At 70.4% G+C, this 24881-nt stretch carries 20 protein-coding genes; 9 read left to right on the forward strand and 11 right to left on the reverse strand.

Going from position 1 to position 24881, the window contains the following annotated elements; translation table 11 throughout:
* The first annotated feature begins 7 nt into the window (after positions 1 to 7).
* From ACFY8W_RS35105 to ACFY8W_RS35115, 3 genes are all read left to right on the forward strand, one after another.
* Complete coding sequence (locus tag ACFY8W_RS35105; protein WP_391114469.1) at positions 8 to 1072, forward strand: DUF4349 domain-containing protein; 1065 nt, start codon at positions 8 to 10, stop codon at positions 1070 to 1072.
* 9 nt (positions 1073 to 1081) lie between these two features.
* Positions 1082 to 2455 (forward strand): FAD-dependent oxidoreductase, encoded by a 1374-nt coding sequence (locus ACFY8W_RS35110; RefSeq protein ID WP_391114471.1) that lies wholly within the window; start codon positions 1082 to 1084, stop codon positions 2453 to 2455.
* 66 nt (positions 2456 to 2521) lie between these two features.
* Entirely contained in the window at positions 2522 to 2956 is a 435-nt protein-coding gene (locus ACFY8W_RS35115) for a hypothetical protein (RefSeq protein WP_391114473.1), read from the forward strand.
* A 24-nt stretch (positions 2957 to 2980) separates the two neighbouring features.
* Here ACFY8W_RS35115 and hemE read toward each other — a convergent pair whose 3' ends face one another.
* Entirely contained in the window at positions 2981 to 4057 is a 1077-nt protein-coding gene (gene hemE / locus ACFY8W_RS35120) for a uroporphyrinogen decarboxylase (RefSeq protein ID WP_391114475.1), read from the reverse strand.
* Positions 4058 to 4148: 91 nt separating this feature from the next.
* Between hemE and ACFY8W_RS35125 the strand changes: the two genes are divergently transcribed.
* The 3 genes from ACFY8W_RS35125 (at position 4149) to ACFY8W_RS35135 (ending at position 7273) form a co-directional block, all read left to right on the forward strand.
* Entirely contained in the window at positions 4149 to 4874 is a 726-nt protein-coding gene (locus ACFY8W_RS35125) for a DUF3000 family protein (protein WP_391114478.1), read from the forward strand.
* 316 nt (positions 4875 to 5190) lie between these two features.
* A complete protein-coding gene (locus ACFY8W_RS35130) occupies positions 5191 to 5856 on the forward strand; it encodes a response regulator transcription factor (RefSeq protein WP_017242457.1) in 666 nt (221 codons plus the stop codon).
* A 136-nt stretch (positions 5857 to 5992) separates the two neighbouring features.
* Positions 5993 to 7273, forward strand: a complete 1281-nt coding sequence (locus tag ACFY8W_RS35135) for an HRDC domain-containing protein (protein WP_391114481.1) — start codon at positions 5993 to 5995, stop codon at positions 7271 to 7273.
* Positions 7274 to 7340: 67 nt separating this feature from the next.
* Here the strand turns inward: ACFY8W_RS35135 and ACFY8W_RS35140 are convergent, their stop codons facing one another.
* Positions 7341 to 8471 (reverse strand): alpha/beta fold hydrolase, encoded by a 1131-nt coding sequence (locus tag ACFY8W_RS35140; RefSeq protein WP_391114483.1) that lies wholly within the window; start codon positions 8469 to 8471, stop codon positions 7341 to 7343.
* Positions 8472 to 8791: 320 nt separating this feature from the next.
* On the opposite strand from ACFY8W_RS35140, the gene ACFY8W_RS35145 reads away from it, so the two are divergent.
* The 3 genes from ACFY8W_RS35145 (at position 8792) to ACFY8W_RS35155 (ending at position 12584) form a co-directional block, all read left to right on the forward strand.
* A complete protein-coding gene (locus ACFY8W_RS35145) occupies positions 8792 to 10018 on the forward strand; it encodes an acetyl-CoA C-acyltransferase (protein ID WP_391114486.1) in 1227 nt (408 codons plus the stop codon).
* Entirely contained in the window at positions 10015 to 12153 is a 2139-nt protein-coding gene (locus ACFY8W_RS35150; protein WP_391114488.1) for a 3-hydroxyacyl-CoA dehydrogenase NAD-binding domain-containing protein, read from the forward strand. The genes ACFY8W_RS35145 and ACFY8W_RS35150 overlap by 4 nt, the downstream gene beginning before the upstream one ends.
* A 71-nt stretch (positions 12154 to 12224) precedes the next feature.
* Positions 12225 to 12584, forward strand: a complete 360-nt coding sequence (locus ACFY8W_RS35155) for an NTP pyrophosphohydrolase (RefSeq protein ID WP_391114490.1) — start codon at positions 12225 to 12227, stop codon at positions 12582 to 12584.
* A 10-nt stretch (positions 12585 to 12594) separates the two neighbouring features.
* Here ACFY8W_RS35155 and ACFY8W_RS35160 read toward each other — a convergent pair whose 3' ends face one another.
* From ACFY8W_RS35160 to ngcE, 9 genes are all read right to left on the reverse strand, one after another.
* Complete coding sequence (locus tag ACFY8W_RS35160; RefSeq protein WP_391114493.1) at positions 12595 to 14073, reverse strand: amino acid permease; 1479 nt, start codon at positions 14071 to 14073, stop codon at positions 12595 to 12597.
* Positions 14074 to 14239: 166 nt separating this feature from the next.
* Positions 14240 to 16159, reverse strand: coding sequence for a 1-deoxy-D-xylulose-5-phosphate synthase (gene dxs, locus ACFY8W_RS35165; protein WP_391114496.1), 1920 nt, complete (start codon positions 16157 to 16159; stop codon positions 14240 to 14242).
* A 204-nt stretch (positions 16160 to 16363) separates the two neighbouring features.
* Entirely contained in the window at positions 16364 to 17662 is a 1299-nt protein-coding gene (locus tag ACFY8W_RS35170) for a sugar ABC transporter permease (protein ID WP_391114498.1), read from the reverse strand.
* On the reverse strand, positions 17659 to 18453 hold the full coding sequence (locus ACFY8W_RS35175) for an ATP-binding cassette domain-containing protein (RefSeq protein ID WP_128981030.1): 795 nt from the start codon (positions 18451 to 18453) through the stop codon (positions 17659 to 17661). The genes ACFY8W_RS35170 and ACFY8W_RS35175 overlap by 4 nt, the downstream gene beginning before the upstream one ends.
* Before the next feature lie 162 nt (positions 18454 to 18615).
* Positions 18616 to 19716, reverse strand: coding sequence for a substrate-binding domain-containing protein (locus tag ACFY8W_RS35180; RefSeq protein WP_391114502.1), 1101 nt, complete (start codon positions 19714 to 19716; stop codon positions 18616 to 18618).
* Positions 19717 to 19838: 122 nt separating this feature from the next.
* Positions 19839 to 21059, reverse strand: coding sequence for an ROK family protein (locus ACFY8W_RS35185; protein ID WP_391114505.1), 1221 nt, complete (start codon positions 21057 to 21059; stop codon positions 19839 to 19841).
* A 157-nt stretch (positions 21060 to 21216) separates the two neighbouring features.
* Positions 21217 to 22161 (reverse strand): ABC transporter permease subunit, encoded by a 945-nt coding sequence (locus ACFY8W_RS35190; RefSeq protein ID WP_391114508.1) that lies wholly within the window; start codon positions 22159 to 22161, stop codon positions 21217 to 21219.
* 14 nt (positions 22162 to 22175) lie between these two features.
* Positions 22176 to 23105, reverse strand: coding sequence for an ABC transporter permease subunit (locus ACFY8W_RS35195; RefSeq protein ID WP_391114511.1), 930 nt, complete (start codon positions 23103 to 23105; stop codon positions 22176 to 22178).
* 53 nt (positions 23106 to 23158) lie between these two features.
* A complete protein-coding gene (ngcE, locus tag ACFY8W_RS35200) occupies positions 23159 to 24598 on the reverse strand; it encodes an N-acetylglucosamine/diacetylchitobiose ABC transporter substrate-binding protein (RefSeq protein ID WP_391114514.1) in 1440 nt (479 codons plus the stop codon).
* Positions 24599 to 24881 lie beyond the last annotated feature (283 nt).

The following is a 24881-nucleotide window of genomic DNA, read 5'->3' on the forward strand; positions in this document are numbered from 1 at the left end:
GTTACGGATGCGAAGAAGGCGCACGGCCGCCGCCACGGCGCTGCTGACGGTCTCGCTCGTCCTGACGGGCTGCGGGGCGAACGACACCGACGCGGGCGCGAGCGCGGACGGCAAGGGGGGCATGAGCGCGCAGAAGCCGGCGTACGCGGGGCCCGAGTCCGCGGCGGACGGGGCCGCCGACACCGGTTCCGCACCCGGGGACAAGGCTTCGCCCGCCTCCACCACGCCGCCGGGGAACTCCGCCCGGGCCGCGGCCCGGCAGCATGTGATCCGCACCGCCGAGCTGTACGTCGAGGTGAAGGACGCGACGAAGGGGGCGGCGGCGGCCCGGCGGGTGGTGGCCGGCGCGGGCGGCCACGTCGGGAACGAGACGACCGAGCGGATCGACGACACCCATGTCGTCTCCCGGCTGGTGCTCCGCGTGCCGCAGGAGCGGTACGACTCCGTCCTCGCCGAACTGGCGGGCGCGGGCAGGCTGCTGTCGCGCAAGGCGGACGCCAAGGACGTCACCGAGCAGGTGGTGGACGTCGAGAGCCGGATCGCGACCCAGCGGGCGAGCGTGGCGCGGGTGCGGGCGCTGATGGACCGGGCCACGCGGCTGAGCGACGTGGTGACCCTGGAGGGCGAACTGAGCCGCCGTCAGGCGGAACTGGAGTCGCTGCTCGCGCAGCAGGCCTCCCTGAAGGACCGTACGACGCTGGCGACCATCACCCTCGAGCTGTCCGAGCCCGAGGGCCCGCACGCCGTCGAGGAGGACGGGCGGCCGGGCCTCGGCGACGCCCTGCGCGGCGGCTGGGACGCGCTGGTGGCTGCCGTCGCCTGGATCCTGGTCGTCCTCGCCGCGCTCGCCCCGTGGCTCGCGGTCGCGGCGGTGCTGTACGCGGTGTGGCGGTGGGCGCTCCGCCCGCGCCTGCGGCGCCGTCCGAAGGCACGGCCGGCCCCGGACGCCCGCCCCTGGGCGCCGGGCGCCGAGCGCGTGACGAACGCGGCGGGCGTCCCCGCGGCGCGGGAAGGGGAGGAGCAGGACACGGAGAACAGCGAGGACACCGACCGAACGGCCCCGTCGTCGTAGCGTGTTCGTATGACAGAGCGACTGGTGGTCATCGGCGGCGACGCGGCGGGCATGTCCGCCGCGTCGCAGGCCCGCAGGCTCAAGGGGTCCGGGGAACTGGAGATCGTCGCCTTCGAGCGCGGGCACTTCAGCTCGTACTCGGCCTGCGGCATCCCGTACTGGGTCGGCGGCGACGTCCCGTCCCGCGACGGGCTGATCGCCCGCAGCCCGGAGGAGCACCGGGCCCGGGACATCGACCTGCGGATGCGGACCGAGGTGACCGAGCTCGACCTGGACCGGCAGCGGGTGCGGACCCGGGACCTGGAGTCCGGCGCCGAGGACTGGACGGGCTTCGACAAGCTGGTGATCGCGACGGGCGCACGGCCGCTGCGGCCGCCGCTGCCCGGGATCGACGCGCCGGGCGTGCACGGCGTGCAGACCCTGGACGACGGGCAGGCGCTGATCGACTCGCTGGACCGGGCGAAGGGCCGGCGGGCGGTGGTGGTCGGCGCCGGCTACATCGGCGTCGAGATGGCGGAGGCGCTGCTCGGGCACGGCTTCGAGGTGACCGTCCTGAACCGGGGCGAGCAGCCGATGGCGACCCTGGATCCGGACATGGGCCGGCTCGTGCACGAGGCGATGGACGGCCTGGGCATCACGACGGTCGGCTCCGCGCCGGTGACGAAGATCCTCACGGGTGAGGACGGCCGTGTGCGGGCGGTGGCGACGGACGGGGGCGAATACCCGGCGGACGTCGTGGTGCTGGGCATGGGCGTGGTGCCGGAGACCTCGCTGGCGCGGGCGGCGGGGCTGCCGCTCGGCACGTCCGACGGGCTGCTCACGGACCTGTCGATGCGGGTGCGCGGACAGGAGAACGTGTGGGCGGGCGGCGACTGCGTGGAGGTCCTGGACCTGGTGTCGGGACGGGAGCGGCACGTTCCGCTGGGCACGCACGCCAACAAGCACGGACAGGTGATCGGTTCGAACGTGGGCGGCGACTACGCCACCTTCCCCGGTGTGGTGGGGACGGCGGTGTCGAAGGTGTGCGACCTGGAGATCGCCAGGACCGGGCTGCGCGAGAAGGACGCCCGTGAGGTGGGGCTGCGCTACGTGTCGGTACGGGTGGAGTCGACGAGCCGCGCGGGCTACTACCCGGGGGCGGCGCCGATGACGGTGAAGATGCTGGCGGAGCGGCGGACGGGGCGGCTGCTCGGGGTGCAGATCGTGGGCCGTGAGGGCGCGGGCAAGCGGGTCGACGTCGCGGCGGTGGCGCTGACGGCGGGGATGACGGTGGAGCGGATGACGGCCCTCGACCTGGGGTACGCGCCGCCGTTCTCGCCGGTGTGGGATCCGGTCCTGGTGGCGGCCCGTAAGGCGCTGGCCGCCGTCCGGGCGGCGGGATGACCCGGGCGGCGCAGTGACGGGTGGTGACGGATTGCGCCCCGCGCGTCACCGTGGGTGACTGGGGGCATGATCAGACACACACTGCGCGCGCTCTGCGCCGCCACGCTCGTCATAGCCCCGCTCGCCCTCACCGCGACGCCCGCGCACGCGGAGACGAGCTGCCGGGTCAACGGCGTCCCCGTCACCGGTCAGAGCATCATCGGCACGCCGGGCGCCGACTACATCACGTGCGGCTCGGTCGCCTCCGGCGACCTGGTCCGCGGTGAGGGCGGCGCCGACTACATCGTCGTCACCGGGACCGTGACCGGCGCCGTCCGCGGCAACACCGGCGGCGACCACATCCGGGTCGACGGCGCGGTCGCACTGGGCGGCGAGGTCCACGGCGGCGACGGGAACGACTTCCTCCTCGTCGGCACGAACGCGGGCTCCGTCGACGGCGGCACCGGCGTCAACTACTGCCGGGTGGGCTCGGGCAAGCCGCCCGTCAACTGCGGGCCCTGAGCCCCGCCCGCACGCGGACGGCCGTCAGACGGCCGTCCGCGTGTGCACGTACTCCACCAGGCGGGTCAGCGCGTCCGGGTCGGTCGTCGGCAGCACCCCGTGACCGAGGTTGAACACGTGGCCCTCCAGGCCCGCCGCGGCGGCCAGGACCTCGTCCGTCTTGGCCTCCACGGCCTCCCGCGAGGAGAACAGCACGGCCGGGTCGAGGTTGCCCTGGAGCGCCTTGCCGGGGCCGACCCGGCGGGCCGCCTCGTCGAGCGGGACGCGCCAGTCGACGCCCACGACGTCCGCACCGGCCTCGCCCATGAGGCCGAGCAGCTCACCCGTGCCCACGCCGAAGTGGATGCGCGGGACGCCGTAGTGGGCGACCGCGTCGAAGACCTTCACCGAGGCCGGCATGACCGAGCGGCGGTAGTCGGCGGGGGCGAGGGCGCCGACCCAGGAGTCGAAGAGCTGGACGGCGGAGGCACCCGCCTCGATCTGCACCTTGAGGAAGGCCGAGGTGATCTCGGCGAGGCGGTCGAGCAGATCGGCCCACAGCTGCGGGTCGCCGTACATGAGCGCCTTGGTGTGCTCGTGGTTGCGCGACGGACCGCCCTCGACGAGGTAGCTCGCGAGGGTGAACGGCGCGCCGGCGAAGCCGATCAGCGGGGTCCCGCCGAGCTCGGCGGTGAGCATGCCGATGGCCTCGGTGACGTACCGGACGTCCTCCGGGGTCAGGTCGCGCAGCCGGTCCAGGTCGGCACGGGTGCGGATCGGCTCGGCGACGACCGGGCCGACTCCGGGCTTGATGTCGAGGTCGATGCCGATGGCCTTGAGCGGGACGACGATGTCGCTGAAGTAGATCGCCGCGTCGACCTTGTGGCGGCGCACCGGCTGCAGGGTGATCTCGGTGACCAGCTCGGGCCGCATGCACGACTCGAGCATGGGGATGCCCTCGCGGACCTTGAGGTACTCGGGCAGGGACCGCCCGGCCTGCCGCATGAACCAGACCGGCGCGTGGGGCACGGGCTCGCGCCGGCACGCCTTGAGGAAGGCGGAGTCGTACGTCTGCGGCTGGTGCTTCGTCTGCTGCCCCTCGGGGCCGTGGTTGGCGCTCACGCCCAGAATCTTCGCATGTGGCGAGAAGCCGCTCGCCCGGCCCGGGTGTCCCTCCCTGCGCACGGGCCCCGTTCCGCCTACTCTTCCCCGCATGGCTGCGGCTCAGGGACATTCTTCCGATCATTCCGACGGCATTCGAGGGACGAGGCAGACGGCGGGCGACAGGGTGGAACCCACGGAGAAGAACCCGGTACCGGCCGCGTTCCGGCGGGCGGTCGAGGAGCTGCGCGCGACCCGGCTGCGGCCGGAGGTCGAGGTGGACCCGACCCGGCCGCCGCAGCGGCTCGCCCCGTACGCGTACGCCCTGGAGGCGGCGGTCGTGGAGGGCGAGCAGGACCTGGCGGACGGGCGGCTCGTGCTGCTGCACGACCCGGCCGGGCACGACGCCTGGAAGGGCACCTTCCGGATGGTGACGCTGGTCCGGGCGGAGCTGGAGCCGGAGATGGCGGCGGACCCGCTGCTCCCGGAGGTCTGCTGGTCCTGGCTGACCGGGGCGTTCGAGGCGCGTGGGCTGTCGTACGGGGAGGCGAGCGGCACCGTCACCATGGCGGGCTCGCACTACTTCGGCGGGCTCGCGGAGCGCCGCCCGGCGACGCAGATCGAGATCCGGGCCTCGTGGACGCCGCAGGAGGGCCCGGCCGGGGTGCCGGACGCCGGGGCGCACCTGGCGGCCTGGTGCGACCTGCTGTGCCAGGTGGCGGGGCTGCCGCCGGCGCCGGTCGAGCCGGGCGAGGGCGGTACGGGTCCGGGCGCGGGGACGACGTCGGGCGCCGGGGTCGTCTCGCTGCCCCAGCGGCGGGGACCGCAGCAGCCTTAGGGCGCGTCTTCCGGATCCCGTCGGCGCCCCGGCGCCCGGCACGCGCGTCCGCCGCGTCGTCGTCGGTCGGCCTCGGCGGGCGGCGGGTGTCTCACAGCGTCGTTTTTCGGACACTTTCGGGTGCGGAACGCGTGAGGCTCGTACGATGATCGATCACGCGTCCGAATTGCCCCAATTGTTACTCACCAAATCGTGATCTTTCTCTAAAGGCGGGCGGCCCAGCTGCCGAAGGAGTCAGTGACCCCTTCACAGCACGGGTTCGCCCCCGGCTTCTTCCCCGAGCCGGCTCCGTCCCCCACCTTCCCCAGGAGGCCTGGTGTCCGTTCTCCTCGAGCAGCCCGCAAGCCTGGTCGCCTACCGCCCGAACAAGCCGACGGCCATGGTCGTCGTGGCCGACCCACGCGTCCGCTCCACCGTCACCCGCCACCTGTGGGCGCTCGGGGTGCGCGACGTCATCGAGGCGTCGTCCATCGCGGAGGCCCGTCCCCGCGTCGGCAACCCGCGCGACATCTGCGTGGCCGACGTCCACCTGCCCGACGGCAGCGGCCTGACCCTGCTGTCCGAGACCCGCGCGGCGGGCTGGCCCAACGGCCTCGCCCTCTCCGCCGCCGACGACATCGGCGCCGTGCGCAACGCCCTCGCCGGGGGCGTCAAGGGCTACGTCGTCACCGGAACCCGCACCAACATCGGGCACCCCACCCGGCCCGGTGCGGCCCCCATCGGTTCCGCCGCCGCCCGCCTCGGCCACCGCCGCCCCCCGGGTGCCCCGAGCCACCCGGGCGGCTACCGCGAGCTCTCCGGCCGCGAGGTCGAGGTCCTCAGGCTCGTCGCCGAAGGCCAGTCCAACAAGGCGATCGGCGTCTCCATGGGCCTCTCGGCCCTCACCGTGAAGAGCCACCTGGCCCGCATCGCCCGCAAGCTGGGCACCGGCGACCGCGCCGGCATGGTCGCCGTGGCCCTGCGCACCGGGATCATCCACTGAGCACTGGGGCCCCGCACACGGGGTGAAAGGCAGCGGACGGCTGTCGACGGAACGTTCCCTCTACATCCGGGCCGGTCTCCGACCTGTCCGGATGTTCCGTCGTTGGGCGCTTGCCATTCACAGATACCCTTGACAGGTGACCGACGCCCAAGACACCGCGAGTGACACCGCACTGCGAACCACCGGGGGCGCCCCCTCGGACGACGACGTCCCTGCGCATGGGCTGCCGATCCCGCTGCTCGAACCCCGCGAGGGCATTCCGCCCGTCGTCGAGACCGAGGACGCCCTCGCCGAGGTGACCGCCGCCTTCGCGGCCGGCCGCGGCCCCGTCGCCGTCGACGCCGAGCGCGCCTCCGGCTACCGGTACGGGCAGCGCGCCTACCTCGTCCAGCTGCGCCGCGAGGGCGCGGGCACCGCGCTGATCGACCCGGTGGGCTGTCCCGATCTGTCCGGGCTCGGCGAGGCCCTGGCCGGCACCGAGTGGATCCTGCACGCCGCGACCCAGGACCTGCCGTGCCTGCGCGACATAGGCATGGTGCCGACGCGGCTCTTCGACACCGAGCTGGCCGGGCGGCTGGCCGGCTTCCCGCGGGTCGGTCTCGGCGCGATGGTCGAGTCGGTCCTCGGCTACGCCCTGGAGAAGGGTCACTCCGCGGTCGACTGGTCCACCCGCCCGCTGCCCGAGCCCTGGCTGCGTTACGCGGCGCTGGACGTGGAACTCCTCGTCGACCTGCGCGACGAGCTGGAGAAGGAGCTCGACCGGCAGGGCAAGCTGGAGTGGGCGCTCCAGGAGTTCGACGCCATCGCCTCCGCGCCGCCCGCCCCGCCGCGCAAGGACCCCTGGCGCCGCACGTCGGGCATGCACAAGGTCCGCCGGCGCCGTCAGATGGCGGTGGTGCGGGAGCTGTGGACGGCCCGTGACCGGGTCGCCCAGCGACGCGACGTCTCGCCCGGCAAGGTGCTGAGCGACGCGGCGATCGTGGAGGCCGCGCTCGCGCTGCCGCCGAACGCGAACGCCCTGTCCGCCCTGCCCGGCTTCGGCCAGCGGATGGGCCGGCGCCAGCTGGAGCAGTGGCAGGCTGCCGTGGACCGGGCGAAGGCCCTGCCGGACGCCGAGCTGCCCCAGCCGGGCCAGCCGGTGGCGGGCCCGCCGCCGCCGCGCGCCTGGGCGGACAAGGACCCGGCCGCCGCGGCCCGCCTCGCGGCGGCGCGCACCGCGGTGTCGGCGCTCGCGGAGGAGCTGAACCTGCCGCAGGAGAACCTCATCACGCCCGACACGGTCCGCCGGGTGTGCTGGGAGCCGCCGGCGGCGACCCCGGACGCGGTCGCGGCGGCCCTCGCCGGCTACGGCGCCCGTCCGTGGCAGGTCGAGCTGGTCACGCCGCTGCTCGCGGCGGCGCTGGCGGCCCAGGCCTGAGCGGCTGCCGTACGCGTTGCGGAGCCCCCGGTGCCGGCGCACCGGGGGCTTTGTCGTGCGGTCTCCCTCACGGGGCCGGGCTGAGGTCGCCGTTCGTGCTCATGTCGAAGACGCCCTGGGTCTTGCCGTCGACCTTGAGGTGCTTGAGCCAGTGCTTCGAGAGGTTGTGCACGTTCTTGTGCTGCTGCTCCCAGACCACCGTGTGACCCGCGCAGTCGAGCTTGACCATGAGCTTGTGGGCGCCGGTGACGGCCTCGTAGAGCGCGGGGACGGAGAAGTTGAGTTCCGGGTTGGAGCTGGGCGGTGACGTGTTCACCGTGGCGTCGTGCTCTCCGTACACGATCAGCACGGGCACGGCTCCGCCGAGGACACCGTCCTGTGCCGCGGTCGTCTTGTTCCAGCCCCACCGGACGAAGTTCCGGATCCGGTTGAGGCCCTCCGGCGGTCCCCACGTGCTGCCCACGGGGTCGTTCGCCATCATCGCGGCCCAGGCCTTCTCGACGATGCCGAGTTCACGCTGGCCGTCGCAGCCCAGTTCGCTGTTCCACGCCGACTCGAGACCCCACCGCGTGCCCAGGAACATCGGGAAGCCCGGCTGCGGGAGCGTGCTCGGCGGGTTCGACGTGCCGTCGGGCGGGAAGACCGGCGCCAGCAGGAAGAGGCTCTCCACCTTGGTGGGGTTGTTCACGGCGTACGGCCCCATGGTGATCGCCCCGGCGGAGTAGGCGATGAACGCGATCTTGTCCACCTGGCGCTCTTTGCGGATGTACTCCACGACGGTGTGCAGCTCGTCCCGGTCGCTGTACGAGTTGTTCAGCTGGAACGCGTAGTGCGGCGGGCCGGCGACGAATCCCGGGGGTCGCGGCTTCAGAAGGTTCTGGTTGGCCGGGTTGGCATTGCGCGGGTCGTCCATCATGGGGCGCGGCGACCGTCCGGAGCCCTGGAGGTCCATCATGAAGACGTCGTAGCCGGCCTGGGCCAGCTGCTCCCCCCAGCTGTAGGAGCCGTGCTGGAGGTCGAAGGCCGCCAGCGCCGGGACGCTCCGGCCGTGCAGCATGAGAACGGCCTTGCGCTCCGGGAGGTGTCCCAGGGGCGTGCCGTCCCGCTCCCGCACGAAGAGCTTGACCATGTCGTCCAGGTTCGCGGGGACGGTGGACTTGTGGGGGACCTCGTGGTCCGTCGTGATGATCGCTGCCATGGGAATCCTTCCGCGCTCGGTCCGGTGCCCGGCGCCGTGACGACGCCGGACCGGTTCGATGCGTACCCGTCCGTGCGGCCGGATCGCCGGTCGGAGCCCATCAGGACGGGGAAACCCTTCGATCGGACGGGCGCATGGGGGGCGCACGCGCGTGCTCCGCCCCCGGCGCGGGAGGTGTGACGTTCGCCGCTTGGGGCGGGGGGACTGGGCAGCTTGGTTACCCGCAAGTAGCATGGGGGTAGCAAGCGCGCGCTTAGCCGCGTGCCGGGCCGCGCGCCCAGCAGCAGCAGTGCCATCCCGCACCCTGGAGGAGAGCCATCGTGCCTCGTACCGTCAGGGACGTCGTCTTCGTCGACGGCGTCCGTACCCCGTTCGGCAAGGCGGGCCCGAAGGGCATCTACCACGAGACCCGCGCCGACGACCTCGTCGTGAAGGCCATCCGGGAGCTGCTGCGCCGCAACCCCGGCCTCGACCCGAAGAAGATCGACGAGGTCGCCATCGCCGCGACCACGCAGATCGGCGACCAGGGCCTGACCCTCGGCCGCACGGCCGGCATCCTCGCCGGTCTGCCGCAGTCCGTGCCGGGCTACTCCATCGACCGCATGTGCGCCGGTGCCCTCACCGCCGTCACCTCGGTCGCCGGCTCCATCGCGTTCGGCGCGTACGACGCCGTCATCGCTGGTGGTGTCGAGCACATGGGCCGTCACCCCATGGGCGAGGGCGTGGACCCGAACCCGCGGTTCGTCAGCGAGAAGCTGGTCGACGAGTCCGCCCTCTTCATGGGCATGACCGCCGAGAACCTGCACGACCGCTACCCGACCATCACCAAGCAGCGCGCCGACGAGTACGCCGTGCGCTCGCAGGAGAAGGCCGCCAAGGCGTACGCCGACGGCAAGATCCAGCAGGACCTGGTGCCGATCTCGGTCCGCCGCACCAACGCCGAGGCCGGCGAGACCGGCTGGGGCCTGGTCACCGCCGACGAGCCGATGCGCCCGGGCACCACGCTGGAGTCGCTGGCGAACCTGAAGACGCCGTTCCGCGTCCACGGCAACGTCACCGCGGGCAACGCGGCCGGCCTCAACGACGGCGCCACCGCCTCGATCATCGCCTCCGAGGACTTCGCCCGCGAGAACAACCTCCCGGTGAAGATGCGCCTGGTCTCGTACGCCTTCGCCGGCGTCGAGCCCGAGGTCATGGGCTACGGCCCGATCCCGGCCACCGAGAAGGCCCTGGCCAAGGCCGGTCTGTCGATCGACGACATCCAGCTGTTCGAGATCAACGAGGCCTTCGCCGTCCAGGTCCTCGCCTTCCTGGAGCACTACGGCATCGCCGACGACGACGCCCGCGTCAACCAGTACGGCGGCGCGATCGCGTACGGCCACCCGCTCGCCTCCTCCGGCGTCCGTCTGATGACGCAGCTGGCCCGCCAGTTCGAGGAGCAGCCGGAGGTCCGCTACGGCCTCACCACCATGTGCGTCGGCTTCGGCATGGGCGCCACGGTCATCTGGGAGAACCCGAACCACAAGGACGCCGGAGGCAGCAAGTGAGCACCACCGCAGAGCTTCTGAAGGGCGCCGCCGAGCTCTTCCCGGACGAGGTCGTCACCTCGGCCCACGTACGTCACTTCGAACTCCCCGCGGGTGCGGGCCGGTTCGCGCTGATCACGCTGGACAACGGCTTCGACCACACCAAGCCGACCACCTTCGGCCCGCAGTCGCTCGCCAACCTGAACACGGCGATCGACCAGGTCGAGGCCGAGGCCGCGAACGGTGAGATCGTCGGCGTCGGCATCACCGGCAAGCCGTTCATCTTCGCCGTCGGCGCGGACCTCAAGGGCGTCGAGCTGCTCAAGCAGCACTCCGACGCGCTCGCCATCGGCAAGGGCGGCCACGACGTCTTCAAGCGTCTCGCCGGGCTCGCCGTGCCGACCTTCGCGTACTACAACGGTGCCGCCATGGGCGGCGGTGTCGAGGTCGGTCTGCACTGCACCTACCGCACCGTGTCGAAGGCCCTGCCGGCCTTCTCGCTGCCCGAGGTCTTCCTCGGCCTGGTGCCCGGCTGGGGCGGCTGCACGATCCTGCCGAACCTGATCGGCGCGGAGAAGGCCGTCTCGGTCATCATCGAGAACAGCCTCAACCAGAACCGTCAGCTCAAGGGCAAGCAGGTCTTCGAGCTCGGCATCGCCGACGCGATCTTCGAGGGCGCCGACTTCCTGGAGCAGTCGCTCATCTGGACCGCCGGTGTCCTGAACGGCTCCGTCACGGTCGAGCGTGCCGAGATCGACCGCGGCGAGGCCTGGGACCAGGCCGTCGCCAAGGGCCGTGCCATCGCCGACTCCAAGGTGCACGGCGCCGCCCCGGCCGCCTACCGCGCCCTCGACATCGTCGAGGCCGCCAAGGACGGCGACCTGCAGAAGGGCTTCGACGCCGAGGACCAGGCCCTCGCGGACCTGATCATGGGCGGCGAGCTGCGCTCCGGCATCTACGCCTTCAACCTGGTGCAGAAGCGCGGCAAGCGCCCGGCCGGCGCGCCGGACAAGAACCTGGCCCGCCCGGTCACCAAGGTCGGCGTCGTCGGCGCCGGTCTGATGGCCTCCCAGCTGGCCCTGCTCTTCCTGCGCCGCCTCGAGGTGCCGGTCGTCCTGACCGACATCGACCAGGAGCGCGTCGACAAGGGCGTCGGCTACGTCCACGGCGAGATCGAGAAGCTGCTCGGCAAGGGCCGCATCAACCAGGACAAGGCCAACCGTCTCAAGGGCCTGGTCTCCGGTGTCCTGGACAAGGCGGCGGGCTTCGCGGACGCGGACTTCATCATCGAGGCCGTGTTCGAGGAGATGTCCGTCAAGCAGAAGGTGTTCGCCGAGGTCGAGGCGGTCGCCCCGGCGCACGCGATCCTCGCCACCAACACCTCCTCGCTCTCGGTCTCCGAGATGGCCTCGAAGCTCAAGCACCCCGAGCGCGTGGTCGGCTTCCACTTCTTCAACCCGGTCGCGATCCTGCCGCTCCTGGAGATCGTCCGCGGCGAGAAGACCGACGACGCCTCGCTGGCCACGGCCTTCGCCGTCGCCAAGAAGCTGAAGAAGACGGGTGTGCTGACGAAGGACGCCCCGGCGTTCGTCGTGAACCGCATCCTGACCCGCTTCATGGGCGAGATCCAGAACATCATCGACGAGGGCACCCCGGTGGCCACGGCGGAGAAGGCGGTCGAGCCGCTGGGCCTGCCGATGTCCCCGCTGGTCCTCCTGGAGCTCGTCGGCCCGGCGATCGGTCTGCACGTCTCCGAGACCCTGAACCGCGCCTTCCCGGAGCGCTTCACGGTCTCCCCCAACCTGAAGGCGGTCGTCGAGGCCGGCAAGCGCGGCTTCTACGTCTACAACGCGGAGAACGGCTTCAAGCCGGAGCTCGACCCCGAGGTCGCCGCGCTCCTGAAGCAGGGCGACGTCGTGCTGACCGAGGAGCAGGCCCGTGACCGCGTCCTGGACGCGGTGGCGCAGGAGATCGGCCTGATGCTGGAGGAGGGTGTCGTCGCCGAGGCGCAGGACATCGACCTCTGCCTGATCACCGGTGCCGGCTGGCCCTTCCACCTGGGCGGCATCACGCCGTACCTGGACCGTGAGGGCGTCTCCGAGCGCGTCAACGGCAAGCGGTTCCTGGCGCAGGGCGTGGCGAGCGTCCCCGCGTAACGCAGCCGCGTAACCCGTACGTGTGACGGCCCGGCACCACGATGGTGGTGCCGGGCCGTCATGCTGTCCCCATGGACCTGCTGCCCCTGCTGATCGTCGACGGTGCCAACGTGGTCGGGTCGGTGCCCGACGGATGGTGGAAGGACCGGCGCGGGGCCGCGGAGCGGCTGCGGGACCGGCTGGCCGAGCGGGGCGGTCCGGAGGGCGGACCGTACGAGATCGTGCTCGTCGTCGAGGGCCGGGCCCGGGGCGTGGAGTCCGTGCCGGGGGTACGGGTCGAGGACGCGCCCGGGAGCGGCGACGACCTGATCGCGGAGCTGGCCCGGAACGCGGCCGGCCGGCCGTGCCTGGTGGTCACGGCCGACCGGGAGCTGCGGCGGCGGGTGGCGGAGGCGGGTGCGGACTGCGTCGGTCCGCGGAGCCTGCCCTGATCCCGGGACGTCAGTACTTCGCGTCCTGGCCCACCTTGCCGAGGCGGCTGTGGCTCCTTCCGTACAGGAAGTAGACGACGATGCCGATGAGCATCCACACCGCGAAGCGGAACCAGGTCTCGCCGGGCAGGTTGAGCATCAGCCACAGCGAGGCGGCGATGGAGAGGACCGGCAGCACCGGCACCCACGGGGTGCGGAAGGCGCGGTGCAGGTCGGGGCGGGTGCGGCGCAGGACGATCACGCCGGCGGCGACCATGACGAAGGCGAACAGGGTGCCGATGTTCACCAGGGTGGCGAGCTCGTTGATGCTGGTGAAGCCGGAGACGATCGCGATGACCACGCCGAGCAGGATGGTCGGCCGGTACGGCGTCTTGAACCTCGGGTGCGTCACCGAGAAGAAGCGGGGCAGCAGCCCGTCGCGGCTCATCGCGAAGAAGACGCGGGTCTGGCCGAGCAGCAGGATCAGACAGACCGTGGTGAGACCGACGGCGGCGCCGAAGCTGATGACGCCCGCGTAGAACGGGTGTCCGACGGCCTTGAAGGCGTCGGCGAGCGGGGCGCTGACGGACAGTTCGGTGTAGTGCTGCATGCCGGTGACGACGAGCGCGACGGCCACGTAGAGCACGGTGCAGATGAAGAGCGAGCCGAGGATGCCGCGGGGCATGTCGCGCTGCGGGAGCTTGGTCTCCTCGGCGGCGGTGGCGACGACGTCGAAGCCGATGAAGGCGAAGAAGACGACCGAGGCGGCGGTGAAGATGCCCATCACGCCGAAGTTGGTGGGCTCGTAACCGAAGATGAGCTGCACCATCGGCGAGTCCCAGTTGTTGCCGCCGCCCTCGGGGGTGACGGCCGGCGGGATGAAGGGGTCGTAGTTGTCGCCGACGATGAAGAACAGGCCCGCGATGATGACGATCATGACCACGGTCACCTTGATGGCGACGACGATCGCGGTGATCCGGGCCGACAGCTTCATGCCGACGACGAGGATCGCGGTCAGCACGAGGACCAGCAGGAACGCGAGGATGTCGAAGGTACCGCCGGCCACGTCGGGGCCTTGGAGCGAGGCCGGCAGATGCCAGTCGACGTTGTCCATCAGGGAGCGGACGTAACCGGACCAGCCGACGGCGACGACGGCGGTGCCGAGCGCGAACTCCAGGACGAGGTCCCAGCCGATGATCCAGGCCGGCAGCTCGCCGATGGAGGCGTACGCAAAGGTGTACGCCGATCCGGCGACCGGCACGGTCGAGGCGAACTCCGCGTAGCACAGGGCCGCCAGGGCGCAGACGATGCCCGCGGCCACGAACGCGAGGGCGGTGGCCGGGCCCGCGTTCTCCTTGGCGACCTTTCCGGTGAGCACGAAGATGCCGGTGCCGATGATGACACCGACACCGAACACCGTCAGATCCCAGGCGGAGAGGGATTTCTTGAGCGCGTGCTCGGGCTCCTCGGTGTCGCGGATCGACTGCTCGACCGTCTTCGTTCGGAACATCCCGGAATTCGCGCGTGGCTGCTGGTCCGTACTCACCGTCGCACCTCCTGGCAGTGGGGCTGCCCGCCCTCAGGCCAGAATGCACGCGGAAGGGCCGGTCGGCACCCGCAAGGGTGGTCCGACCGGCCCAAAGTTGACGCTGGGTGACCGAAGGTCAGTCGCCCGATCAGTCGCGCGCGGGCTCCACGGCCTGGGTGCTGCTCTCGAACCTGCCGTCGAGACGCGAGACCAGACCGGTGACCTGACGCGCGATGTCCGGGGCGGTCAGCCCGATCTCGGCCAGGACCTCGCCACGGGAGGCGTGGTCGAGGAAGCGCGGCGGGATGCCGAAGTCGCGCAGCGGCACGTCCACGCCCGCGTCGCGCAGGGCCTGGGCGACGGCGGAGCCGACGCCGCCGACGCGGCTGTTGTCCTCGACGGTGACGACCACCCGGTGCTGCTCGGCGAGCGGGGCCAGGGCCTCGTCGACCGGCTTGACCCAGCGCGGGTCGACCACGGTGGTGGAGATGCCCTGCTTGTCGAGGAGGTCGGCGATCTCCAGGCACATGGGCGCGAGCGCGCCCACGGAGACGAGCAGCACGTCGGGCCTGTCGCTGCCGGCCTCGCGCAGCACGTCCATGCCGCCGACCCGGCGCAGGGCCGGGACGGCCGGGCCGACCGCGCCCTTGGAGAAGCGGACCACGGTGGGCGCGTCGGTGACCTCGACGGCCTCGCGCAGCTGGGCGCGGACCTGGTCGGCGTCGCGCGGCGCGGCGAGCCGGAGGCCCGGCACGACCTGGAGGATCGACATGTCCCACATGCCGTTGTGGGAGGCGCCGTCGGTGCCGGTGACGCCGGCACGGTCGAGCACGAAGGTGACGCCGCACTTGTGCAGGGCCACGTCCATCAGGACCTGGTCGAAGGCGCGGTTGAGGAAGGTCGCGTAGACCGCGAAGACCGGGTGGAGGCCGCCGGTGGCGAGGCCGGCCGCGGAGACCGCGGCGTGCTGCTCGGCGATGCCGACGTCGAACACCCGCTCGGGGAAGGCCTTGGCGAACTTGTCGAGGCCGACGGGCTGGAGCATGGCGGCGGTGATGCCGACGATGTCCTCGCGCTCCTTGCCGAGCGCGACCATCTCCTCGGCGAAGACGCCGGTCCAGTCGGCGCCGGAGGAGGCGATCGGCAGACCGGTGTCGGGGTGGATCTTGCCGACGGCGTGGAAGCGGTCGGCCTCGTCCTGGAGGGCGGGCTGGTAGCCGCGGCCCTTCTCGGTGAGGCAGTGCACGATGACCGGGCCGCCGAAGCGCTTGGCGCGGGTGAGGGCGGACTCCAGGGCCTCGATGTCGTGGCCGTCGATGGGGCCGACGTACTTCAGGCCGAGGTCCTCGAACATGCCCTGCGGGGCGATGAAGTCCTTCAGGCCCTTCTTGGCGCCGTGCAGCGTCTCGTAGAGCGGCTTCCCCACGACGGGCGTGCGCTCCAGGATGTCCTTGCCGCGGGCCAGGAAGCGCTCGTAGCCGTCGGTGGTGCGCAGGGTGGCCAGGTGGTTGGCGAGGCCGCCGATGGTGGGCGCGTAGGAGCGCTCGTTGTCGTTGACGACGATGACGAGCGGGCGGTCCTTGGCGTCGGCGATGTTGTTCAGCGCCTCCCAGGCCATGCCGCCGGTGAGCGCGCCGTCACCGATGACGGCGACGACGTGGTCGTCCTTCTTCAGGATCTGGTTGGCCTTGGCGAGGCCGTCGGCCCAGCCGAGGACCGTCGAGGCGTGCGAGTTCTCGATGACGTCGTGCTCGGACTCGGCCTGGGAGGGGTAGCCGGAGAGGCCGCCCTTCATCTTCAGCTTGGAGAAGTCCTGGCGGCCGGTGAGCAGCTTGTGCACGTAGCTCTGGTGGCCGGTGTCCCACAGGACCTTGTCCTTGGGCGAGTCGAAGACGCGGTGCAGGGCGATGGTCAGCTCGACCACGCCGAGGTTGGGGCCGAGGTGCCCGCCGGTCTTGGAGACGGCGTCCACGAGGAACGACCTGATCTCTTCGGCCAGCTGGTCCAGCTGTTCCGAGGAGAGCCGGTCCAGATCTCGCGGTCCCCTGATACGGGTCAGCAGAGCCACCCGTGCCTCCTTGCGTTTGAACTGGTCGAGCTTGCCGATTTGTCGAGTCTAATGTTCCGTCTTGGATCGTGGGCATCGGGCCCGGAGTGGCGCACCACCCTGATGGCCGACACACCACTGATCCGTCTGCCCCGTCCACTGGTCCGGACGCAGCAGTGCCCGGCGACGGTTTCCCGGCGCCGGGCGGACTGGCTGTGGTGTGCGTTACGCGCGGCCCGCGGTCTTCTGCGTGCGGCGGGACACCGAGTCGATCACGACGGCGGCGAGCAGCACCGCGCCGGTGATCATGTTCTGGATCGCGTTGGACATGCCGATCATGTTCAGGCCCTGCTGGATCGACTGGATCACGATCATGCCCAGGAGTGCCGACCAGACCTTGCCGCGGCCGCCGAAGAGGCTGGTGCCGCCGATCACGGCCGCCGCGATGACCAGCATCAGCGTGTTGCCGCCGCCGAGGCTCTTGGTCGCGCCGCCGGAAAGGCTCGCGATGAACAGGCCGCCGAACGCGGCGAGGGTGCCGGAGATCGCGAAGACGGCGATCCGGACCCGGTCCACGTTGATGCCGGCGCGGCGGGCCGCCTCGGCGTTGCCGCCGACCGCGAAGACCTTGCGGCCGAAGAGGGTGCGGCGGGCGACGAAGTCGGCGAGCACCAGGACGGCCAGGAAGAGCACCAGGGCGAGCGGCAGGCCGCGGGCACCGGCGGGCTCGTTCATGACGTACGCGACGACGAGGACGAGGACCGCGACCACGGCGGTGCGCAGCACGATCTCGCTGACCGGACGGGCCGGCAGGAGGGCGGCCTTGCGGCGGCTGCTGTCGCGCAGCAGCGAGAACAGGTACGCGGCGATGGCGACCAGGGCGAGGCCGTACGCGGCGATCTTGTCGGCGAAGAAGTAGTTGGTGAGGTTCTCCACCACGCTGCCGGACGGCGTGTTGATGGATCCCTCGCCGCCCATGAGCCACTCCTGGAGGCCCATCCAGCCGAGGAAGCCGGCCAGGGTGACCACGAAGGCCGGGACGCCGATCTTCGCGAAGAAGAAGCCGTGCAGCGCGCCGATGACGGTGCCGGTGAGCACCGCGAGCAGGATGGCCAGCCACTCGTTCATGCCGTTGCTGACCTGGAGGCCGGCCCAGACGGCCGCGCCGACGCCGGCGACCGAGCCCATGGAGAGGTCGATCTCGCCGAGGACGAGGACGAAGACGATGCCGACGGCCATGATGCCGAGTCCGGAGGCGTACACGGCGACGTTGGCGACCGAGCTCGCGGACAGGAAGTTGGCGTTCTGGAGCTGGAAGACGACCGCGATGACGATCAGGCCGAGGATCACGGGGAGCGAGCCGAGCTCGCCGCCGCGGATCTTGCGGGTGAACTCGGTCCAGTAGCCCTTGATGCCTTCCTCGCGGACGAGGAGGCGGGGGTCGACGGCCGGGACCGGGGCGGCCGACTCCTCGACGGTGGTGTCGGGGGTCTCCGGGGCGGGGTTCTTCGTGAGGTCGCTCACTTGGCGTCCTCCTTCGAGGCGGTACGGGCCTGCCGGCGGGTCACGGCGTTGTCCGTGGCACCGGTGATGGCGGCGATGATCGTCTCGTGGGTGGTGTCCTTGACGTCGAAGACACCGTTGTTGCGGCCGAGGCGGAGCACGGCGACCTTGTCCGCGACGGCGCGGACGTCGGCCATGTTGTGGCTGATGAGGATGACGCCGTGGCCGCGCTCGCGCAGCCGCTCCACGAGGTCGAGCACCTGTGCGGTCTGCTCGACGCCGAGGGCGGCGGTGGGCTCGTCCAGGATGACGATCTTCGGGTCGCCGATCAGGGCGCGGGCGATCGCCACGACCTGGCGCTGGCCGCCGGAGAGGGCGGCCACGGGTATGCGGACCGACGGGATGCGGATGGACAGCGTGTCCAGGAGCTCCCGGGCGCGCTTCTCCATGGCGATCTCGTCCAGGACCCGGGCGGAGCTGAGCTCGCTGCCGAGGAAGAGGTTGGCGACCACGTCGAGGTTGTCGCAGAGCGCCAGGTCCTGGTAGACGGTCGCGACCCCGAGGTTCTGGGAGTCGTGGGGCTTGGTGATCTGGACCGGACGGCCGTCCCACTCGATGGTGCCCTCGTCGATCGGGTGGACGCCCGAGATCGTCTTGACGAGGGTGGACTTGCCGGCGCCGTTGTCGCCCACCAGGGCGACGACCTCTCCGGCATGGATCTCCAGATCGACATCGGTGAGCACCTGGACGGCGCCGAACCGCTTGGAGACCCCGCGCAACGCCAGCACGGGCGTAGCGGACACGTGAATCATCTCCTTGGCCGCCTGACCGGCGGGGATGTGGTGCGGGGGTTCCTCCCTCGGCAAGGGGAGAGGGAGGAGGAGGGGTACGAGGGGAGTCCGGCGCCCCGCCCCCGCTTGCGGGGCGTTGAGACGGGGCGGGGTGCGCCGGACCGGTTCCGTGGGACGGGAGGGTTACTTGATGCCCGCCGCGTCGCAGGCCGCCTTGTACTCGGCGGTGCAGATGTCGGCCGCCTTGTAGACGTTGTCCGCGATGATCGTGGAGGCGATGTTCTCCTTGGTCACGATCTGCGCGTCGTAGAGCTTGGCCGGGATGTCCTTGAACTCGCCGGTGAGGCTGGTGACCTTGACCGGGGTGAGGTCGTCGATCTTCTCGCCCTTGAGGAGCTTGACCGCGATCTCGGCGGTGGTCTCGGCCTCGGGCTTGATCTGCTTGTAGATCGTGAAGGACTGGTCGCCCTTCAGGATGCGCTGCAGACCGGCGAGTTCGGCGTCCTGGCCGCCGACCGGGACCTTGAGGCCCTGCTTGTTGAGGGCGGTGATGATGCCGCCGGCCATGCCGTCGTTGGCGGAGTACACGCCCTGGAAGCCGTCCTTGCCCAGGGAGTCGATGGCGGCACCCATCTTCTTGTTGGCCTCGTCCGGGGACCAGTCCGGGATGTCCTGCTCGTAGACGACCTTCTTCACGGCGCCGTCGATGACGCTGTGAGCGCCCTTCTTGAACAGCGGGGCGTTCGGGTCGGTCGGCGAGCCGTTGATCATGACAACGTTGGCTTCCTTCGCCTTGTCGCCGAGCGCCTTCACCAGGGCCTCGCCCTGCAGGCGGCCGATCTTCTCGTTGTCGTACGAGACGTAGGCGGAGATCGGGCCCTCGGCCAGACGGTCGTACGCGACGACCTTGACGCCCTTCTTCTCGGCCTGCTGCACCCAGGACTTGGTGGCCTTGTAGTCGACCGAGTCCAGGATGATGACCTTCACGCCCTGGGTGACGAGGGCGTCGAACTGCTTCTTCTGCGTCTCGGTGTCCTGCGCGGCGTTGTTGTACTTGACCTCGCAGTCGGAGCAGAGGGCCTTGATCTTCGCCTCGATGATCGGGCGGTCGAAGGTCTCGTAGCGCGTGGTCTTGTTCTCGGGCAGCAGCAGACCGATGGTCTTGCCGTCGCCGCCGCTCGCACCGTCGGAACCGTTGTCGCCGGCCTTGCCACAGGCGGCGAGGGAGAGGGCCATGGAAACCGCGGCCGTACCTATGACGACGCGACGCGTCACTGCGTTCATGTGGGGTTGCCTCCCTGACGAGGCCGCGACGTTGCGGCCGAGGTGGCTGGAAGTCAACTCGGCCGCGGCTTCGACGTCAAGAAGTAAATCTTTAACGAGATGGCAACGGTGCCATTCGTTATCTAAGTGAAGGCAGGCGTCTTCGGTCCCGCGGCGGCCGAAAGCCCGCTGTCAGACCCCTGCAAAAGCGTCGAATCGCCCATCTCGCTGAGTACGAGGGCCAGGGCGCCGAGCACTTCCGCGCGGCCGCCCAGGGCCCCTGGGGCCAGCGAGAGCTGACGGGCGGCGCTGGGGATGGCGTAGCGCGAGACGGAGTCCCTGATGGGCGCCAGGACCAGCTCTCCGGCCTCCGCGAGGTCGCCGCCGAGCACGACCCGGCTCGGGTTCAGGAGGTTGCAGAGGTTGGCGACGCCGCTGCCGATGTGGCGACCCACGTCGGCGACGACCCGGCGGCAGCCGGGATCGCCCTCGCGGGCCAGCTGGACCACCCGCTCCATGGTCAGGTCGGGCCCGTGGCTGGACTGGAGCAGCGGCAGGACGTAGCGCGCGGCCGTGAAGGTCTCCAGGCAGCCGCGGTTGCCGCAACGGCACACCGGGCCCGACTCGTCCAGGGTGATGTGCCCGATCTCGCCGGCCGTGCCGCCCGGGCCCCGGTAGACCCTCCCGTCGATCACCAGACCGGCGCCGACACCGCTGGCCACCTTGATGTACGCGAGGTCCTTGACGCCCCGCCCGCTGCCCCAGACCAGCTCGCCGAGGGCACCGAGGTTGGCGTCGTTGTCGACGTGCACGGGCACGCCGAGGCGGGCCGAGAGCTCGTCGGCGGGGTTGATCCCGCTCCAGCCCGGCAGGATCGACGTGGAGCCCAGGGTGCCCGAGGACACGTCGATCGGGCCCGGCACGCCCAGGCCCACGCCGACGACCTTGTCCCGGCCGATGCCGGTGGCCGCGATCAGGCGGCTGACCAGCTGCTCGGCCCGGTCGAAGCCCTCCGCGGCCGAGGCGTCCACGTCCAGTGGCTCGGCCTCCTCCGCGAGCACCTGGTGGGCCAGGTTGCCGACCGCGACCCGCAGGTGCGTGTGCCCGAAGTCGACGCCGATGACGATGCCGGCGTCGCCGCTGAGCGAGACGCTGCGGGCCCGGCGGCCGCCGGCCGAGGTCGGCGTGACCTCGACGGTGCCGCCGTCCTTCAGCTCCCGCACGATGTTGGAGACCGTGGCGGCGGACAGGCCGGTCGTCCGGGCGATCTCCGCCTGGGTGAGCGATCCGGCCATCCGTACCGCCCGGACGACCCGCTCGAGATTGGCCCGGTGCAGCGAGGACTGCGACCCCGGAGTCTCCATTGACTCTCTCCACCCTACGACGTGTACAAGTTATGAACTCCAAGCTCCTTCGTGGGGCTTGTCGCCGTCAAGTCCTCGACGGTAGTCGAATCCGGAACGAAAAAGTCCGGCCCCGGAGAGACGACTCTCCGGGGCCGGACGGGCGGCGACCGGCTCGTTACTTGAGCGTGGCCGAAGTGAGACCCGCCTGGACCTGCCGCTGGAAGGACAGGTACACGACCAGCATCGGGATCATGGCGATGGTCACGCCGGCGAAGAGCACCGGCAGGTCGGTCTCGTAGCCCTGCTGCTGCTCCAGCTGGATCAGGCCCTGGGTGAGCACGTAGCGCTCCGGGTCGTCACCGCTCTGCGGCTGCATCAGCACCGTCGGCAGGATGAACTGGTTCCACTGCCCCAGCGTGTTGAAGATCCCGACGCTGAGCAGGCCCGGCTTGGCCATCGGCAGCATCACCTGGAAGAAGGCCCGGGTGTGCGAGGCCCCGTCGAGGATCGCCGCCTCGAAGACCGCCGTCGGCAGCGTCCGGAAGAAGGAGTGCATGAAGAAGACGGTGAACGGCATCGAGTAGGCGACGTACACCAGGATCAGGCCCTGGTAGCTGTTGAGCATCCCGAGCATCTTCACCATGAAGAAGAGCGGGACGAGCGCCAGGAAGACCGGGAACATGGCGCCGGCCACGAAGAAGTAGTAGATGAGCCGGTTGCCCCAGAACTCGTAGCGCGCGAGGACGTACGCCGCCATCGAGCCGAAGAGCATGGTCAGCGGCACCGAGAACACCAGGACGATCACGGTGTTCACGAAGTAGTCGCCGATGCCCTTGTTCCAGGCCCGGGAGAAGACGTCCAGGGACCAGTTCTGCGGCCAGCCGAAGGCGGAACCGGCGATCTGCCCGTCCGTCTTGAAGGAACTCAGCACGAGCCAGATCAGCGGCAGCACGATCATCAGCGCCCACAGGGCGAGGAAGCCGTGCGAGAAGACGTTCAGGACGGTGCCCTCGCGGGCCGGGCCGGGCGCGGGCGCGCGCCCCTTGCCCGTCGCGCGCTGCCGCGGGACCGCGGCCCCGCCGGGGGCGGTGGTGTCGGACTTCTGGATGGGTGCAGTCATCGTCGTTCTCCCGCTCAGAACTCGAGGCGCTCGCGGCGGGTGGCGCGCAGCGTGACCACGGACACGATCAGGGTGAGCAGCAGCATCACGACGCCCATGGCGCAGGCGTAGCCGCTCTTACCGAAGTAGAGGAAGTTGCGCATCATGACCGTCGACATGACCTCGCTGTGGTGGTCGGGCCCACCGCCGTAGTCGCCGGAGGTCATGGTGGAGACGAGGACGAACATGTCCATCGCCACGATGCCGAGGTAGACCCAGGCGGTCTGCACGGAGTCCCAGAGCAGCGGCAGCGTGATCTTGAAGAAGGACTGGGCGCGGCCGGCGCCGTCGATCAGCGCGGCCTCGTAGACGTCGCGCGGGATGGACTGCATCGCGGCGGAGAACAGCACCAGGTAGAAGCCGACGCCGTGCCAGACGACGACCGCGATGAGGGCCCACAGGACGAAGTTCGGCTCGTTGAGCCACTCCACCGGCCGGTCGGCCTCGACGAGGCCGAGCTTGAGGAGGAGGCCGTTGAGCATGCCGCCGGCGTCGCTGCGGTACACGGCGCCGAAGAGCACCGCGAGGATCGCGAGCGAGAGCACCTGCGGGAAGAAGTAGACGACCTTGTAGAACTTGGATCCGGCGACGCCCGCGACACCGCCGGCCCGGCTCCGCCCGCCCGCGTTCACCATGAAGGCGAAGAAGAGGGCGAGCAGAATGGTGATCACCGGGATGAACACCAGGAACAGGATGTTGTGCCAGACCGCTCCCAGGAAGACGTCGTCCTCGAAGAGGGCGACGTAATTGTCGATGCCGACGAAGGAGAAGTCCTGTGACTGGCCTTTCCAGTCGGTCAGCGAGTAGCCGAACGTCTGGATGTACGGCCAGATGACGAAGACCAGATAGAGGGCCACGGGTATGAAGAGGAATCCCGTGACGAACTTGTACTGCCCTTTGCGCATGGCGTTCCTGTCCCTGATGTCCCCGGATGAGGTTTCGCGTTCCGGCCCGCGCGTCAGTCGCGGCGGTTGTTCTTGGACGCCGGGTCCTTGGCGGCCTTGTCGACGGCGGCCTGGGCCCGCTTGAGCCATTCCGCGGGCTGGATGCGCTTGGCCATCAGCTCGTTGGACGCATTCTGGATCTCGGTGTCCATCTCGCTGTACCACTCGGTGTACAGGTAGCGGAACGTGTTGGTGCCGGCCGCCTTGGAGGCCTCGACCGTGGACTGGGTGCCCGGGCGGAGCTTGACGCTCGGGTCCACGCCGTCGGCGAGGATGGTGAGCGAGTTGGCCTCCTTGGCGAAGAGCGTCGACCACTCCTTGGAGAGCATCATCCGCATGAACTCCTTCGCCTCGGCCAGGTTCTTGGCCTTGGCGGGGATGATGAAGGGCTCGCCGGAGCCGGCCCGGATCGCCTCGTAGGGCATCTTGCTGCCGGGCAGCAGCGGCATCGGCATGAACTTCATGTCGAAGTCGGCCGGGGTCTGCTTCAGCTGCTCGTTCTCCAGCCAGGAGCCACAGGTGATGAAGGCGGCCTTGTACTGGTTCCAGCGGGTCTGGGACTCGGTGTGCTCCAGACCGTTGGTGCCGGGCATCAGGTAGCCCTTCTCGACCACCTCGTACACGGCCTCGACGGCCTGCTTGGCGGCGTCGGAGCCGACGAAGGCCTTGGGGTCGAGGTTGTCGATGGCCTTCATGGCCTCGAGACCGCCGGTCTTGGCGATCAGGTCCATGATGGCGACGTTGATGTAGTACGGGTACTTGCCCTGGTGGGCGAGGCCGCCGATGCCCTGGGAGGTGGCGTCCTTGCAGATCGCGAGGAACTCGTCCCAGGTCTTCGGCTCGGTCCAGCCCTTCTCCTTGAAGAGCTTGCCGGAGTACCACAGGCCCCACACCGTGTAGATGTAGTTGAGGGCGACGACCTTGCCCTCCTGCAGACCGGCGTCGATGGTGCCGGGGATGAGGGTGTCGCGGACCTTCTTGTTCGGGTCGTCGACCGACGGCGCGTCGAGGACCTCCGCCAGGTCGAGCAGCTGGCCGTTCTTGTGCAGGACGTCGATCTTGATCTTCTGGGCGCCGGAGTCGTCGACGATGTCCGGCGGGTTGCCGGCGTTGAAGCGCGGCTGGAGCTTGCCGGTGATCTCCTGGGTGCCGGTGTGGGTGGCGGTGACACCCCACTTCTTGTTGAAGCTGGCCTCCCAGGCCTTGGCGTACTCGTCGCCGTATCCGCCCTTGAAGACGACCACGTCGATCTTGCCGCCCTTGGCGACGCCGAACGGATTGTCCTTCGTCTTCTCGCCCTTGGGCTTGTCGTTGCCCGTTTCGTCGCCACCGCTGGAGGCGCACGCGGACAGGAAACTCATGGTGGGCACCGAGATCAGACCGAGTGCGGCGGAACGCTTGATCAGATCGCGACGGCCGAGGCCCTCGTTGTTCGGGGCGGAGGTGGATCCCATGCTTAAGTCCTCGCCTTCATTCAGGACTCAGGCGGTGTACCGGTCGCCCGTACATTCGCCTCAGGCGAAGGGCCCCGCCACCGCGGTCAATTGCAGCTGGGTCGTGCAGGCGTCGGGCCGTCGTCGGTATGGCTCGGTATCGCTACGACGGGCGGGACGCCGACAGGTATAGTCCACTTCCCGTCGCCGGAGCAAGATCGAAACCAGCTTTCCCCGGCAGTCTTCTCCGAGTTGAGACCTGCGGGATATCCGAGCCGTTTCTGCCCCGTTTCCTCCCTCGAAT

Source organism: Streptomyces sp. NPDC012637 (genome assembly GCF_042954805.1).
GTDB lineage: Bacteria > Actinomycetota > Actinomycetes > Streptomycetales > Streptomycetaceae > Streptomyces.